Origin of the sequence: Novosphingobium sp. PC22D (assembly GCF_002556635.1) — a bacterium.
Classification (GTDB): Bacteria; Pseudomonadota; Alphaproteobacteria; order Sphingomonadales; family Sphingomonadaceae; genus Novosphingobium.
On sequence record NZ_MWMO01000002.1, the window covers coordinates 271212 to 286168 of the forward strand.

At 70.6% G+C, this 14957-nt stretch carries 16 protein-coding genes and 1 riboswitch; all 16 genes read left to right on the plus strand.

Going from position 1 to position 14957, the window contains the following annotated elements; all coding sequences use genetic code 11:
- The first annotated feature begins 67 nt into the window (after nucleotides 1-67).
- The gene (locus B2G71_RS04880) at nucleotides 68-1942 is read left to right on the plus strand and encodes a TonB-dependent receptor (RefSeq protein WP_168176262.1); all 1875 of its coding nucleotides are present in this window, start codon (nucleotides 68-70) and stop codon (nucleotides 1940-1942) included.
- A 72-nt stretch (nucleotides 1943-2014) separates the two neighbouring features.
- A complete protein-coding gene (cobO, locus tag B2G71_RS04885; protein ID WP_098104608.1) occupies nucleotides 2015-2620 on the plus strand; it encodes a cob(I)yrinic acid a,c-diamide adenosyltransferase in 606 nt (201 codons plus the stop codon).
- Between the two features lie 32 nt (nucleotides 2621-2652).
- A complete protein-coding gene (locus B2G71_RS04890; RefSeq protein ID WP_098104943.1) occupies nucleotides 2653-3525 on the plus strand; it encodes an ABC transporter substrate-binding protein in 873 nt (290 codons plus the stop codon).
- The gene (locus tag B2G71_RS04895; RefSeq protein WP_098104609.1) at nucleotides 3522-4640 is read left to right on the plus strand and encodes an iron ABC transporter permease; all 1119 of its coding nucleotides are present in this window, start codon (nucleotides 3522-3524) and stop codon (nucleotides 4638-4640) included. The genes B2G71_RS04890 and B2G71_RS04895 overlap by 4 nt, the downstream gene beginning before the upstream one ends.
- Nucleotides 4634-5428, plus strand: a complete 795-nt coding sequence (locus B2G71_RS04900) for an ABC transporter ATP-binding protein (protein ID WP_098104610.1) — start codon at nucleotides 4634-4636, stop codon at nucleotides 5426-5428. Before B2G71_RS04895 ends, B2G71_RS04900 begins: the two co-directional genes overlap by 7 nt.
- Entirely contained in the window at nucleotides 5425-6132 is a 708-nt protein-coding gene (locus B2G71_RS04905) for a phytanoyl-CoA dioxygenase family protein (RefSeq protein WP_098104611.1), read from the plus strand. The genes B2G71_RS04900 and B2G71_RS04905 overlap by 4 nt, the downstream gene beginning before the upstream one ends.
- Before the next feature lie 20 nt (nucleotides 6133-6152).
- A riboswitch (cobalamin riboswitch) is annotated at nucleotides 6153-6345 on the plus strand.
- Nucleotides 6346-6490: 145 nt separating this feature from the next.
- Nucleotides 6491-6910: a DUF1636 domain-containing protein gene (locus B2G71_RS04910; RefSeq protein WP_240530010.1), complete on the plus strand. Its 420-nt coding sequence runs from the start codon at nucleotides 6491-6493 to the stop codon at nucleotides 6908-6910.
- A complete protein-coding gene (gene cobT, locus B2G71_RS04915; RefSeq protein WP_098104612.1) occupies nucleotides 6907-7917 on the plus strand; it encodes a nicotinate-nucleotide--dimethylbenzimidazole phosphoribosyltransferase in 1011 nt (336 codons plus the stop codon). Before B2G71_RS04910 ends, cobT begins: the two co-directional genes overlap by 4 nt.
- Nucleotides 7917-8486, plus strand: a complete 570-nt coding sequence (locus B2G71_RS04920) for a histidine phosphatase family protein (protein WP_098104613.1) — start codon at nucleotides 7917-7919, stop codon at nucleotides 8484-8486. Before cobT ends, B2G71_RS04920 begins: the two co-directional genes overlap by 1 nt.
- Nucleotides 8483-9202 (plus strand): adenosylcobinamide-GDP ribazoletransferase, encoded by a 720-nt coding sequence (locus B2G71_RS04925; RefSeq protein ID WP_098104614.1) that lies wholly within the window; start codon nucleotides 8483-8485, stop codon nucleotides 9200-9202. Before B2G71_RS04920 ends, B2G71_RS04925 begins: the two co-directional genes overlap by 4 nt.
- The gene (gene cobD / locus B2G71_RS04930; protein WP_098104615.1) at nucleotides 9199-10185 is read left to right on the plus strand and encodes a threonine-phosphate decarboxylase CobD; all 987 of its coding nucleotides are present in this window, start codon (nucleotides 9199-9201) and stop codon (nucleotides 10183-10185) included. The genes B2G71_RS04925 and cobD overlap by 4 nt, the downstream gene beginning before the upstream one ends.
- Complete coding sequence (cbiB, locus tag B2G71_RS04935) at nucleotides 10178-11122, plus strand: adenosylcobinamide-phosphate synthase CbiB (RefSeq protein WP_098104616.1); 945 nt, start codon at nucleotides 10178-10180, stop codon at nucleotides 11120-11122. Before cobD ends, cbiB begins: the two co-directional genes overlap by 8 nt.
- The gene (locus B2G71_RS04940) at nucleotides 11119-12582 is read left to right on the plus strand and encodes a cobyric acid synthase (RefSeq protein ID WP_098104617.1); all 1464 of its coding nucleotides are present in this window, start codon (nucleotides 11119-11121) and stop codon (nucleotides 12580-12582) included. The genes cbiB and B2G71_RS04940 overlap by 4 nt, the downstream gene beginning before the upstream one ends.
- Nucleotides 12579-13085 carry a bifunctional adenosylcobinamide kinase/adenosylcobinamide-phosphate guanylyltransferase gene (gene cobU / locus B2G71_RS04945; protein WP_098104618.1) on the plus strand — a complete coding sequence of 169 codons (507 nt, stop codon included), beginning with the start codon at nucleotides 12579-12581 and terminating at the stop codon, nucleotides 13083-13085. The genes B2G71_RS04940 and cobU overlap by 4 nt, the downstream gene beginning before the upstream one ends.
- A 143-nt stretch (nucleotides 13086-13228) precedes the next feature.
- A complete protein-coding gene (locus tag B2G71_RS04950) occupies nucleotides 13229-13903 on the plus strand; it encodes a sigma-70 family RNA polymerase sigma factor (protein ID WP_098104619.1) in 675 nt (224 codons plus the stop codon).
- The gene (locus B2G71_RS04955) at nucleotides 13900-14844 is read left to right on the plus strand and encodes a FecR domain-containing protein (protein ID WP_098104620.1); all 945 of its coding nucleotides are present in this window, start codon (nucleotides 13900-13902) and stop codon (nucleotides 14842-14844) included. The genes B2G71_RS04950 and B2G71_RS04955 overlap by 4 nt, the downstream gene beginning before the upstream one ends.
- Nucleotides 14845-14957: the final 113 nt, after the last annotated feature.

Genomic DNA, 14957 nt, shown 5'->3' on the forward strand with positions numbered 1-14957 from the left:
GCACCGGCCATCGGGACCTTGCGGTTCGCCCCTGCCGTCAGTTGCTCTGGCGCCGGGGGCCATACCCATGAAACTGTATCCTGCATTATCCCTGTTCACGCTCGTCGCGGCCACGCCCGCTCTTGCCCAGCCCGTTCCCGACGGGAGCGCCGTGGGCGACGATTCCATCGTCGTCACCGCCTCGCGCGTGACCGACGAGGCACGCGAAATCGGCAGCACCGTCACCGTCGTCACCGAAGAGGCGCTCGCGCGCAATCAGATCATCTTCGTCAAGGACGCGCTTCTCGACGTGCCGGGCGTGGTCGTCAGCACCGACCGGCCGGGCGCCAATACGAGCGTCAGCATTCGCGGATCAGACAACGACGAGGCGCTCTGGCTGATCGACGGCATCGAACTGGGCGACCCCAGTTCGACCTCGACGCAATACTCTCCCGAACACCTCACCGCCGCCGACATCTCGCGGATCGAGGTGCTGCGCGGCAACCAGAGCTCGCTCTACGGGTCCGACGCCATCGGCGGCGTCGTCAACATCATCACCCGCCGGGCAAGCGAGGAAGGCCTGTCGGTGTCGGCGCAGGCCGAATACGGCGCCTACGACACGCTCAACGGCGGCGCCTCGGTGCTCGGCAAGTCGGGCCCCGTCGATTTCCGCCTCACCGCCACGGGCTATCGCCACGACGGACCTTCGCTCAGTGACCCCGCGACCGCCAATCCCCCCGGCTCGGTCAGCGAGGACGACGAATACTGGCGTTACGGCTTCTCGGGCCGCGCGGGCCTGGCGGCGACCGATACCTTGTCGTTCCAGGCGATCGGCTTCTGGCTCGACGCCTTTTCCGATCTCGACGGCACGACCACCGACAATCTCAACACCGTAAAGAAGCGCGAATACGCCCTCGCCGGACAAGGCAGCTTCCGTTCGACCGACGGCAAGCTCAAGGCCGACCTCACCGCAAGCCGCTACGTCGCACGGCGGCTCTATTTCGGCACGTCCAACCTGCCCGAAGGCGATCTCTACAAGGGCACCAAGGACGCCCTGCGGCTCGCCGTGCGCTGGGGCGGCGAAGGCCCGATCAGCATCGCCGCGGGCGGCGAGATGGAATGGGAGAAGACCGATCAGGTCACCAACTATTCCGGCAATCTCGGCGAGAAAATCGACACCAAGTCGGCCTACGCCGAAGTCGCCTTGCGGCCAATCGATGGGCTGACGCTCACCGGCGCGGCCCGCATCGACGACAATAGCCGCTTCGGTAGCTTCGACACCTATCGCGGCACGATCGCCTATGCCTTCGGTCCGGCCAAGCTGCGCGCCAGCTACGGCACCGGCGCCAAGGCGCCCGGCCTCTACCAGCTCTTCGATCCGACTTACGGCAATCCCGATCTCGGCGTACAGACCAGCAAGGGCGGCGATGTCGGCATCGACCTCGCGATCGCCGGCGGCCTCGAGGCGGAACTGACCTACTTCTTCGGCTCGAAGCGCAACGAGATCGTGTTCGACGGCAGCATCGCGCCCTACGGCGGTTACACCCAGTACGGCCGGACGCGGGCAAGAGGCATCGAGGCCGGGCTCGTCGCGCGGCCCCTGCCCTGGCTCACGCTGCGCCAGACCTACACTTACATCGACCACGAGACCGACGAAGACCAGACCGGCGGCTACATCGACAGCGGCCGGCCGAAGTCCATCGCGACATCTTCGGTCACGCTCACCCCGATCGAACGTGCCTCGCTGACCGCCCGCATCCGTTTCCGTGACGGCGACGAATCGGGCTACGGCGGCGATACCGAGGCCTACACGATCCTCGACCTGCTCACCTCCTACGGCATCACCGAAAAGATCGAGGTCTACGGCCGCGTCACCAACGTGACCGACGCGCAGTACCAGGTCAGCTACGGCAAGAATGCCCTCGGCGCGAGCGCCTATGGCGGCGTGCGCGTGCGCTTCTGATCCGAAGATCTGTCCAGTGCGGGGTGGCTCGGCCGCCCCGCCGGTTACCCGCAAAATTGAGGAGACGGCTCGATGGCCGATAGAACCGAGCAACAACACGCCGAGCGGATGAAGAAGAAACAGGCCGCGCACGAAAGGGTCATGGCCGGCAAGACGGTCGAGAAAGGCCTGCTCGTGGTCCACACCGGCAAGGGCAAGGGCAAGACGACCGCCGCGCTCGGGATGGTGGTGCGCGCGATCGGGCACGGCAAGAAAGTCGGCGTCGTCCAGTTCGTGAAAGGAGCGATGGCGACCGGCGAAAAGGCGGTCTTCGACGCCTTTCCCGAGCACGTGGAGTTCAAGCCGATGGGCGAAGGCTTCACCTGGGACACGCAGGATCGCGCGCGCGACATCGCCACGACCCGCGCGGCCTGGGACGAGGTGAAACGGATGATCGCCGATCCCGGCTACGATATGGTGCTGGCCGACGAGCTCAACATCGTGCTGCGCTATGACTACCTGCCGCTCGACGAAGTGCTCGAAGCAATCGCCGCGCGGCCCGAGATGAAGCACGTCATCGTCACTGGCCGCAACGCACCCGACGCGCTGATCGAGGCGGCCGATCTCGTCACCGAGATGACGCTGGTCAAGCATCCCTTTCGCGGCGGTGTGAAGGCGCAGGCGGGTATCGAGTTTTGAAGCGGGGCAAGCTTTTCCGGGGCGAAGGTGCGATGGCGGCCAGCTCCGGCGCACGCTCGCTCCGCTCCGGCGCGGTGATCGGCCTTGCCGGGCTCGGCGCGGCACTGGCATGGATCGGCGCCGCGCCCGCCGGTCCGACGCCGGCGGCGCAGCCCGGAGCGCGCCCGCGGCGCATCGTCTCGCTCAACCTTTGCGCCGACCAGTATCTGCTCGCACTTGCCGACCGCGACCAGATCGCAGGACTGACCCGCAACGCGACCGACCCCGATCTCTCGGCAGCCGCGAAGGATGCCCGCGGGCTGCGCATCCTCGGCCAGTCGGCCGAAGAGATCCTCGAAATCCAGCCCGACCTGATCATCGGCGCGCGGTCGCGGCGCAGTCCCGTGCTCGCCGCGCTTCCCGCGCAGGACTACAGACTGGTCGATCTCGCATGGGCCACGAGCTTCGCGCAGATCGCCGCGCAGACCCGGCAGATCGCCGATGCCGTGGGGCACCATGGGCGCGGCGCGGCGCTCGTCGCGCGCATGGAGCGCGATCTCGCCGGGCTGCCGCAGCCGGGCAAGGGGCGGGTCGCGGCCTACTACCAGCGGCGCGGCTATCTCACCGGCACCGGAACGCTGGTCGATGACCTGATGCAGCGGGCGGGGCTGGTCAATCTCGCCGGCCGGCTCGACAAGCCCGCGCTTTCGCGGCTCTCGCTCGAGGAACTGGTCGCGGCCAGGCCCGACTTCATCATCGTCGAGGCGGCGGCGGAAAAAGTCAGCGATCAGGGAACCGAGATGCTGCAACATCCCGCGCTCCGCGGCGTGCGCCGGATCGTGCTTCCGCAAGCCTGGACGGTCTGCGGCGGCCCCGCCTACGTACGCGCCGCCCGCAGCCTCGTCGAGCAACTGGGCGCGTCATGAACCGGGCGAGACCGATCGACCCGCCGCGCGCGACTCTGGCTCAAGGGAAAGCTACCGTCCCGGACACCGGCATTCCGGGAAGGGACGAGCGATGCGAGGTCTTCGTCAACGACACCTTCCATGATGCGCGGCGTCATGGCTTCCTGCTGCCGGGCCTCGTCCTGTTCCTGCTGCTCGCCGCCTGCGGTTCGCTCGCGCTCGGACCGGTTGACCTCGCGCCCACGCGCGTCGTGGCGGCGCTCGTCGGACGGGCGGACCCGGTCGCACAGGCCATCGTCGTCGACCTTCGGCTGCCGCGCCTGCTCGTCGGCCTGCTGGTCGGCGCGGCGCTGGGCCTTGGCGGCGCGGTGCTGCAAGGCTTCCTGCGCAACCCGCTCGCCGAACCCTCGGTCCTCGGCACCTCGAACGCAGCGGCGCTGGGCGCGGTGGTCATGCTGTATTTCGGGCTGGCCGACTGGCACGGCGTCGCCATGCCGGCCGTGGCGATCGTGAGCGGGCTCGGCGCGCTGGCGCTGCTGTTCATGCTGGCCGGACGCTCCGAAAGCCCGCTGACACTGATCCTCGCCGGTATCGCGGTGTCGACCCTGGCCGCAGCCGGGATCAGCCTCGCGCTCAATCTTTCGCCAAATCCCTTCGCGGCGATGGAGATCATGACCTGGCTGCTCGGCTCGATCGAGAACCGCTCCTTCGCGCACGTGCGGATCGCCCTGCCCTGCGTCGCGATCGGCTGCGCGCTGATGCTCACCAGCGGCAAGGCGATCGACGCGCTCAGCCTGGGCGAGGACGGCGCCCGCTCGCTGGGCGTCGATCTCGCGCGCAGCCGGATCGTCATCCTGAGCGGCGTCGCGATCGGCGTGGGCGGCGCCGTCGCGGTGTCCGGCGCGATCGGCTTCGTCGGACTGATCGTGCCGCACCTCGTGCGCCCGTTCACCGACCGCGGCCCCTCCGCCGTGCTGCTGCCCTCGTTGCTCGCGGGTGCGCTGCTGCTGACGCTGGCCGACATCGCCGTGCGCCTCATCCCCACCACCACCGAGCTCAAGCTGGGCGTCGTGACCGCCTTCCTCGGCGTGCCGGTATTCATGACCCATCTGCTCAGGGAGCGGCGGATATGGTGACCGTCGAGTTCGAGGACCTTTGCGTCAGCCTTTCCGGCCGGCCGATCCTGAAAAGCGTTTCGGCCAGGCTGGAGCCCGGGCGATTGACCGGCGTGATCGGCCCCAACGGCGCGGGCAAGTCGACGCTCGTGCGCGCGATCCTCGGCCTCGTCCGGCCCGACAGCGGCGAAATCCGCCTCGACGGCACTGACCTGTCGCGGCATTCGCGCGCGCAAGTGGCGCGCAAGCTCGCCTATCTGCCGCAGGGGCAGACGGTGCACTGGCCGCTCGGGGTCGAGCGGCTGGTCGGGCTCGGCCGCATCCCTCACCTCGCCCCCGCCGATCGGCTCTCGTCGGACGATCGCGCCGCGATCCACCGGGCGATGGCGCGCGCCGACGTGCTCGACTTGCGCGCCCGCATCGCCACCCAGCTTTCCGGCGGCGAGAGGGCGCGCGTCCTGCTCGCGCGCGCGCTCGCGGTTGGCGCGGCGGGACTCGTCGCGGACGAGCCGCTCGCCTCGCTCGACGCGGGCCACCAGCTCGACGTGATGGACCTGCTGCGGCGCGAGGCGGCGAGCGGCGCGCTCGTCGTCGCGGTGCTCCATGACCTGACCCTGGCGGCCCGCTACTGCGCCCGGCTGCTGCTGGTCGATCGCGGCGAGATCGTCGCCGACGGCAGCCCGCTCGCGGTGCTCACGCCCGATCGGCTCGAAGCCGTCTACGGCATCCGCGCGCGGATCGAGCCGATGGGCGACGGCGTACTGATCGTGCCGCTGGAACGAGTCGCGGCAAAGGAGACACAGCGATGAGCATCGACCGGTTTCGCAATGAGGGCTATACGGTCGCGCCGGTGTTCGATCCGGCTTTGGTCGCCGCCGCCGAGCAGGATATCGCCGCGCATATCGACCGGATCGCGCACGCGCTCTATCGCCCGATCGCCGATACCTTTCCCGGCGAACCGCTCGCCCGCCGCCTCGATCGAATTCATCGGATGGACCGCAGTCTCGCCGACCTGCTGCGCATCGCCGTGTGCACCGACGCGCAGCACGGGCCGCACATGCAGGAGCTGGTCCGTTCACCCGAGCTGGTGCGAACCGCCGAACGGCTCGCGGGCGTGCCGATCGACGGCAAGGTCGTGCGGGTGCGCGCCGCGATCGAGTCCTTCGAACGCAAGCTCCATCGCTGGCACTCGGACGTCGCGCTGCTCGACGGCTCCGACTGCGGCCGCGTGCGCATTACGGCCTGGATTCCGCTGCGCTCGGTGACGCCCTCGACAGGCGCGCTCGACGTCGCACCCGGCCGGCGCGAGCAGCCACTGCCGCATCACCGGACCGACGGTTTCGCGATCGACGCGTGCGACCTGGCCGGCGCGGAAGTCGCGAGCCCCTCGTGCCCGGCGGGCTCGGCGCTGTTTCTCGATCGCTTCACTCCGCATCGCAGCCGTCCCCTGCGCGGCCCGGCCCGTTTCGCGCTGGTCGTGTGGATGAAATCGAGCGAAAGACCGATCGATTGACGCCGCTGCACGCCCCGGTTAAGTCGCCGCCAGCGACAGGTTCCCCGCCCGCCGGGGATGAAAACGGGAACGGGGTGCAAGACCCCGGCTGCCCCTGCAACTGTAAGCGGATAGCCGCGCGCCAGGGCCATTGGGACCGCAATCCCGAGAAGGCGGCGCGAAACCGGCGACGACCCGCGAGCCAGGAGACCTGCCCGTCGCCGTCGTCCTTCGCGCGGACAGGGTGTGCCGGGCGGACGGGGGTGAACCCGGGTGGCGACAGGTCCGGCTCGCGCTTGCGCGCGGGGATCGTGTCGCCCGCAGTCCGGCGGTCGCCGCGACCCGTGCGCGGCGGGGCCACGTCGCGAGGTGCCCGAGTGTGATTGCGAACCCTTCCCGGTCGTCCACCGGCGGTCCCGAGATCGTCGTGTGCAATACCTGCCGCCATTCCGCCGAAGCCCGCGAAGACGCACAAGGCCGGCGCGGCGGCGCCAGGCTCGCCGACGCGCTGAGGTCGGCGCGATCGGCGGACGCACGCTACGCCGCCGTCACCGTGAGCGAGATGGCCTGCCTGTTCGCCTGCAGCGCGTTCTGCACCGTGCATCTGCGCGAGCGCGGCAAGATGAGCTACGTCATGGGGCACTTCTCGCCCGACGCGAATGCCGCGCGCGCGCTGCTCGACTACGCGGTGCACTATGCCGCCAGCGACGATGGGCAAGTCCGCTATGCCGACTGGCCCGAAGGCGTGAAAGGGCATTTCCTCACACGCTCGCCGCCGCTCGAGAGCTCCGCCGCATGAGCTTTCGCACCCGCGCCGACTTCGAGGCGGCGCTCGCCTCCTTCACCCTGCCCAACTCCGCTGCGATCGCCGCGGCCGAGGCGCGCCAGGCACAGCTTACCAAGCCGCCGGGCTCGCTCGGGCGGCTCGAACGGCTCGCGGTGTTCTTCGCCGGGTGGCAGGGCCGCGAAAGACCGGCGCTCGAATCGGTCCGCGCGCTCGTCTTCGCGGGCAATCACGGCGTCGCCGCGCGCGGCGTGAGCGCCTTTCCCGCCTCGGTCACCGCGCAGATGGTCGCCAACTTCGCCGCGGGCGGCGCGGCGATCAATGCGCTCTGCGGCGCCGCCGGGATCGGCCTCAAGGTCGTGCCGATCGAGCTCGAGCGACCCACCGACGATTTCACCAAGGGCGCGGCGATGAGCGAAGCCGATTGCCTCGCCGCGCTGGCGGCGGGCGCGGACGCGGTCGAACCCGGCACCGACCTGCTGGTGCTGGGCGAGATGGGCATCGGCAATTCGACCGCCGCCGCCGCGCTGTGCGCGCTGAGCTTCGGCGGCCGCGCGCGCGACTGGGTCGGAGCAGGAACCGGCATGCATGGCGCGGCGCTGGAGCACAAGGCGCGCGTGGTCGATGCCGCTATCGCCCTGCACCGCGACGGCGCGACGTCTCCCTTCGAGATCCTGCGCCGCGTCGGCGGTCGCGAGATCGCCGCGATCGCGGGCGCCGTGCTCATGGCGCGACGGATGCGCATCCCGGTCATGCTCGACGGGTTCATCTGCTGCTCGGCCCTCGCGCCGCTCGCCGCGACCGCTCCGGACGTGACCGCGCATTGTCTCGCGGGCCATTGCTCGGCCGAGGCGGGCCACCGGCGCCTGCTCGACCGGCTCGGCCTCGACCCGCTCCTGCACCTCGAGATGCGGCTCGGCGAGGGGAGCGGGGCGGCGATCGCGGTGCAGATCGTGCGCAGCGCGATTGCCGCGCACGCGGGCATGGCGACCTTCGCCGAGGCGGGCGTGGCGAGCGAGTGATGCGCGCGCGCCTGCTCCACCTGCTGCGCCACGGCGCGCCCGAAACGCCCGGACTCATGCTTGGTCACACGGACGCCGCGCCGACTCCCGCCGGCATTGCCCGGTGCGTCGACCGGATCGACGGACTGGCGTTCGACGCGCTGGTCAGCTCCGATCTGGTGCGCTGCGCCAGAGCAGCACAGGCCATCGCCGCGCACCGAAACCTCGCCGCGACGATCGACTCTCGCTGGCGCGAACTCGATCTCGGTGCGTGGGACGGCCTGCATCCCTCGCAGATCGATCCCGCCGCGCGCGCAGCCTTCTGGAGTGACCCTGACGCCAACCCGCCGCCCGACGGCGAGCGTTGGTCGCACCTTACCGATCGCGTCGCCGACGCGATCGCGGCGCTGCCCGCGCGCGACACGCTCGTCGTCACCCATGGCGGCGCGATACGCGCCGCGCTGCATGTGCTGCTCGGCTTCGACCAGCCCGCCTTGTGGGCCTTCGACTTGCCCTATGGCGTGGCGATGACCCTGCGCCTCTGGCCGGGTCCGCCGCGCGCGGCGCAGATCGTCGGGCTCCGCCCGTGAAGGGCCTCGTGATCGCGCTGCAGTTCCTCACGCGCCTGCCGCTGCCCGCCGTTGCCGTCAGCGGCGCGCAGTTCGCCGCCTCGATGCGCTGGTATCCGGTCGTGGGCGCGATCATCGGCGGGCTCGTCGCCGCGGCCGGATGGACCGGCGCGCTGATCGATCCCAGGCTCGGCGCGCTCGCCGCTCTCGTCGTCTGGGTTGGCGTGAGCGGCGCGCTCCATCTCGACGGACTGGGCGACATCGCCGATGCCGCGGGCGCCCTCCACAAGGACCGCGCCCGGCTGCATTCCGTGCTCGCCGACCCGCATGTCGGCAGCTTCGCGGTGACCGCGATCGGCCTGCAACTCATCGCCAAGCTGGTGCTGCTCGACCTCGTGATCGCGCGAGGGCTCTGGGCCGGCCTCGCACTGGCCCCCTTCGCCGCGCGGATCGGGCCGCTCGTCTGGACGTGCTGGCTGGAGCCTCTGCACGAGGGGCTGGCGTCGCGCTTCCGGGGCGCGGTGCGGCCGATCGACCTGATCGGCTGGGCGGCGCTGCTGCTACTGGCCGCATGGTTTGTCCCCGCCCTTCTCGTCACGCCCCTGCTGCTGTTCGGCTGGGGCCTGTGGCTCGCGCGGCGGCTGGGCGGCATCTCGGGCGACGGGCACGGGGCGGGCATAGAGATCGTCGAGGCCGGGCTGCTCGCCGCGCTCGTCATCGCGGCGGCCCAGGCATGAACGATCGCTGGACCTGGCATGGCGGCGGATTGACCGCCGCGAAGGCCCGCTTCGCCCCTCGCGCCGACGCCGCGTGGATCGACTTGTCGACCGGCATCAACCCAAGGCCCTGGCCGGGCGCGGGCGATTGCGCGACCGACTGGCACCGCCTCCCCGACGAGCAGGGCATGCGCGACCTCGAAGCCGCTGCCGCCGCGCATTACGGGGCCGATCCGGATCAAGTCTGCGCCCTGCCCGGCACCGAGATCGGCCTGCGTCTATTGGGCCTGCTGCTCCCCGGAGAGGCGCACGTCCCGCACCCGACGTACCGCACGCACGGCGAGATGTTCGCGCGGTCACGTCAGGTGCCCTGGCACGGCCTTGCCGAAGTCGAGGGCGGCACGCTGGTGATCGCCAATCCCAACAATCCCGATGGGCACCTGCACTCTCGCGCACAGCTTCGCGCGCTGCTCGCCAGGCGCGGCGCGGAGGGCTGGCTGGTGGTCGACGAGGCCTTCGCGGACTGCCATCCCGCGCACGCGATCGCCCCCGAAGTCGACGACGGGCGCCGCCTGATCGTGCTGCGCTCCTTCGGCAAGTTCTTCGGACTCGCGGGCGTCCGGCTCGGCTTCCTCGTCGCGCCCCGGCCGATCGTCGCCGCCATGCGGAACATGCTGGGCGCATGGCCGGTTTCGGCGGCCGCCATCGCGATCGGCACCGCTGCCTGTCGCGACGCGGCGTGGATCACGGCCACGCGCGCGCGCCTCACCCGCGACCGGGCTGCTCTAGATGCTTTACTGCGCGCGCGCGGCTTGCCGCCGCGCGGCGAATGCCCGCTGTTTCGCCTCGTCGAGACCGGCGATGCGCACGCGCTGTTCCGCCGGCTGGCAAGCCACGGTATTCTCACCCGGCCGTTCGACTACGACGCGACCTGGCTGCGCATCGGCCTCACGGCGGACCGGGCCGAACTGCGCCGCCTGGACGAGGCGCTGCGCGATGACTGAACCCGTCGCCCTGCTCGCGCTCGGCATCGAGGCCGCCATCGGCTGGCCGCAAGCGCTCTATCGCCGCGCCGGCCACCCGGTGGGTCTGTTCGCACGCACGATCGCGAGGCTCGATGCGCGCTGGAACGATCCCGCGAGAAGCGATCGCGCGCGCCGGCTGCTCGGCGTCGCGACCGTCGCGATCGTGGTTACCGCCACGAGCACGGCCGCCTTCGGGGTCGAACTGGCGCTGCGCCGCTTGCCCCCGCCGTGGAGCTGGATCGGTCTCGCGCTCGCCGCCTGGCCCGCGCTGGCCCAGCGCGGCCTGTTCGAGCATGTCCGCCCGGTCGCGGACAGGTTGCACTCGGGAGATCTCGGCGGCGCGCGCGATGCCGTGGCGCGGATCGTCGGGCGCGACACGCAAGGGCTCGACGAGGCGGGGGTGGCGCGCGCGGCGATCGAGAGCCTGGCCGAGAGCTTCTGCGACGGCGTTGCCGCTCCGCTGTTCTGGCTGGTTGTCGCGGGGCTGCCCGGGCTCTGGGCCTACAAGGCGATCAACACGGCCGACAGCCTGATCGGCCACAAGGAGGCCCCCTATCGCATGTTCGGCTGGGCCGCTGCCCGGATCGACGATCTCGCGAACCTCGTTCCCGCGCGCGTCGCCGCCTGCCTCCTGTGCCTCGCCGGCGCGAGGGGCTGGGCGACGATGCGCCGCGACGCGCGCAGGCACGCTTCGCCGAACGCGGGATGGACCGAGGCGGCGATGGCCGGCGCGCTCGGCGTGCGGCTCGCCGGGCCGGTGCGCTACGAGGGCGTCTTGCACGACAAGCCCTGGATCGGCACGCAAGGCCGCGACGCGCGGCCGCGCGATATCGATAGGGCGCTGGCGGTTTACGTGCGGGCCTGCGCGCTGCTCTGGCTGCTGGCCGCGCTCGCCGCCTGGGAAGGAACGGTATGACCGCGCTGATGCTGCAAGGGACGGGATCGGACGTCGGCAAGTCGGTGCTCGTCGCCGGGCTATGCCGGGCGCTGTCGAACCGGGGGCTCGCGGTGCTGCCGTTCAAGCCGCAGAACATGTCGAACAACGCCGCGGTCACTGTCGACGGCGGCGAGATCGGGCGCGCGCAGGCCCTGCAGGCGATCGCCTGCCGGGCCGAGCCGCACAGCGACATGAACCCCGTGCTGCTCAAGCCGCAGGCCGACCGCACCGCGCAGCTTGTCGTCGCGGGGCGCATGCGCGGCACGCTCGGCGCGGCCAACTTCCGCGAGGCACGCCGCCCGCTGCTCCCCGAGGTGCTGGAAAGCTTCGGCCGGCTGCGCGCGCGCTGCGACGTCGTCCTCGTCGAAGGCGCGGGCTCGCCCGCCGAGATCAATCTGCGCGCGGGCGACATCGCCAACATGGGCTTCGCGCGCGCCGCCAACGTGCCCGTCGTTCTGATCGGCGACATCGACCGGGGCGGCGTGATCGCCGCGATCGTCGGCACGCGCGCGGTGATCGACCCCGACGACGCGGCGATGATAAAGGGGTTCATCGTCAACAAGTTCCGCGGCGATCCCGCGCTCTTCGCAGACGGCTATCGCCAGATCGAGGCGCTTTCGGGCTGGCGCGGCTTCGGTGTCGTGCCATGGCTCGAAGCCGCCGCGCGCCTGCCGAGCGAGGACGCGGTCGTGCTCGATCGGCCGGACCGGCCCGCTTCGGGCAAGCTGCGCATCGCCTGCCCGATCCTGCCGCGCATCGCCAACTTCGACGACCTCGACCCGCTCAAGGCCGAAAGCGGCGTCGAACTGGTGATGGTGCCGCCCGGCCAGCCGATCCCCGCCGATGCGACACTCGTCGTCCTGCCCGGCTCGAAAGCGACGATCGCGGATCTCGCCGCGCTTCGTCGCGAAGGCTGGGACGTCGATATTCTGGCGCACGCGCGTCGCGGCGGGGCGGTCCTCGGGCTATGCGGCGGCTATCAGATGCTCGGCAAGCGCATCGCCGATCCCGAGGGGATCGAGGGCCCGCCGGGCGCGGTCGAAGGCCTCGGGCTGCTCGACGTCGAGACCGTGCTCGGCCCGGCCAAAGCCCTGCGGCACGTGCGCGGCACGGCGCTCGGCGCGAACCTGGAGGCCTACGAGATGCATGTCGGCGCGACCGACGGGCCCGACCGCGCCCGCCCCCTCGCCGTGCTCGAGGACGGCCGCAGCGACGGCGCGATCTCGCGCGACGGCCGCGTGATCGGAACCTATCTGCACGGCCTGCTCGCGAGCACCGACTTGCGCGCGGCCTTGCTCTCGCGGCTCGGCGCGCGATCGGACGGGACGGATCACCCGGCCACGGTCGATGCCGCGCTCGACGATATCGCCGCCGTCCTCGAACAGCATCTCGACATCGACGCGATGCTCGCCCTCGCCGGGCTGGGCAACGCCTCGTGACCCGGCTCCTGGTCCTTGGCGGCGCGCGATCGGGCAAGAGCCGCTATGCCCAGCAGCGGGCCGAAGCGATGCGGCGCGAGCGGATCTTCATCGCCACCGCGCAGGCTTTCGACGCCGAGATGGAAGAGCGCATTACGCGCCACCGGCGCGATCGCGGGCCGGACTGGCGAACCATCGAAGCGCCGCTCGATCTGCCCGAGTCGATCACCGCCGCCGCGCGCGCCGATGCCGTGCTGCTGGTCGACTGCCTGACGCTTTGGACAACCAACCTGATGATGGCCGAACGCGACGTCGGCGCGGCAACGGCGCGTCTTGCTGAAGCGCTCGCCACCGCGCACGGCCCGGTCGTCGTGGTCGCCAACGAAGTCGGCTGGGGCATCGTCCCAGACAATCCCCTGGCGCGCGCGTTTCGCGACCATGCCGGTCTGGTTAACCAGGCCGCGGCGCAGGCGGTAGACGAGGTACGGCTCGTGGTTGCCGGAAAGTCGCTCGAGCTGTGCTGAGGATTGCCAGATATGATCCACTCACCGATCGCTCTCACGAGCCCGCTCAGGCTGGCTCGCGCCTCCAGCGGGCTCGTCCAAAGTTTGCGATTGACTCGCAATATCGAGAATATTAGCTCCCGTGCTCACGCCGTCAAAAGGGCTTGCGCGATCACCGCGCGGGCGCCGCCGGTTCGCCCGGCGAAGGCGCCGCCGGCCCGCGGGGCGCTGGCGGCAAGGATCGTTCGTTCGGCTGGGTAGGCACATTGGCTGCATCGCTGGCTTCGCTGTTCCTGGCCTATCGCAGGGAGTTGCTCGCCTTTCTCTCGCGGCGGTTGCGCGACCGGCAGCTTGCGGCGGACATGGTCCAGGACGTCTACCTGCGCCTCGCCGAACGCGGTGACGCGCGCGACTATGCGAACGGGCGCGCCTATCTCTTCAGGATCGCCACCAACCTCGCGATCGACCACGAGCGGCGACGCACGCGCCTGGCCTCGGTCTACGCCAGCGATGCGGAGGCAGAGGCGATCGCCGACGACAAGCCCGATTCGGAACGGCTGCTCGATGCGCGCGACCGGCTCGATCGCGTCCGCGCGGCGCTGGCGGAACTTCCCGAACTGACCCAGCAGATCGTCCGGCTGGTGCGGATCGAGGGTCACTCCTATGCGCAGACGGCCCGTCTCCTGCGCATTTCCGAAAGCTCGGTGCAAAAGCATCTGGCGGCCGGGGTGCGTCATGCGGCACATGCTATCTCGCCCTTGCGAGGCGAAGCGATTACGCGATCGCGCGCTGAAAACGTCATACCGTTGAAGGACCATGACGGGACCGCGCGAAAATGACCCCGGACGACGCCACGGAATCCGATCCCATAGAGGCCGAAGCCGCCGAATGGGTGGTTCGCGCCGCCGCTCCGGACTTCTCGGACACCGAAGGCTTGCAGCGGTTCCGCGCGACGAGCCCGCGCCATTCGCAAGCGTTCCTGCTCGCCTCGCAGGCCTGGGATGCGCTGGCCGAGACCGACCTTTGCGACGGACCCGACCCGGTGCCCGTCCGGGCGGGACACGGCGGGCCGACCCCGTGGAAGGCGGCGCTCGCCGCGTCGGTGGCGCTGGCGGTCGGCCTCGCCTCCTATCCACATCTCGCGCTGGCGCTACGCGCGGACTTGCGCACCTCGGCGGGCGAGCGGCACACGGCCAGGCTTCCCGACGGCAGCCGGGTGGTCCTCGATGCCCGCACCGCGATCGAACTTGCCTATTCGGACGAGGAACGAAGGATCGTCCTGCTCGAAGGCCAGGCGCTGTTCGAGGCGCGACCCGCCGCGCAGGATGGGCGCCCCTTCGTCGTCGAGTCGGAAGGCGGCACCGTTCGCGCGCTGGGAACGCGCTTCACCGTCAACGATCTGGGTGAGGAGGCCGACGTCGTCGCGCTCGAACACCGCATAGAGATCAGCGCGGATGACGGCGCGGTGATGGTCGGTCCAGGCAGCGCGGTTCGGTTCGGCGCGCACTCTCGCCCCGTCAGGAGGGACGCGGCCGCCGCCGTCGGCGAGGCCTGGCAACGCGACCGGCTGATGCTGGATCGCGTGCGGCTCTCCGAAGCAGCCGAGATGCTCAGCCGCTATAGCGAAACGCCGGTTCGCTACTGGGGCGGCGGCGCGCGTGATCGCCTCGTCAGCGGTGCCTTCAGCACCGACGACATCGACGGCGCCACGCGCGCGATCGCGAGCGAGTTCGGGCTGCAAATCACCCGAATTCCGCTCGTCGGCACGATCCTGCACTGACACTTCGCAAAAAAATCGCACCGCCGCTTACCGGATCGCGCGAGACGTTCGTCTTACCCTTCGAGTCCTTAATGCAATCCATTCGCATTAGCATATCGAAAGGGGGATCCGAG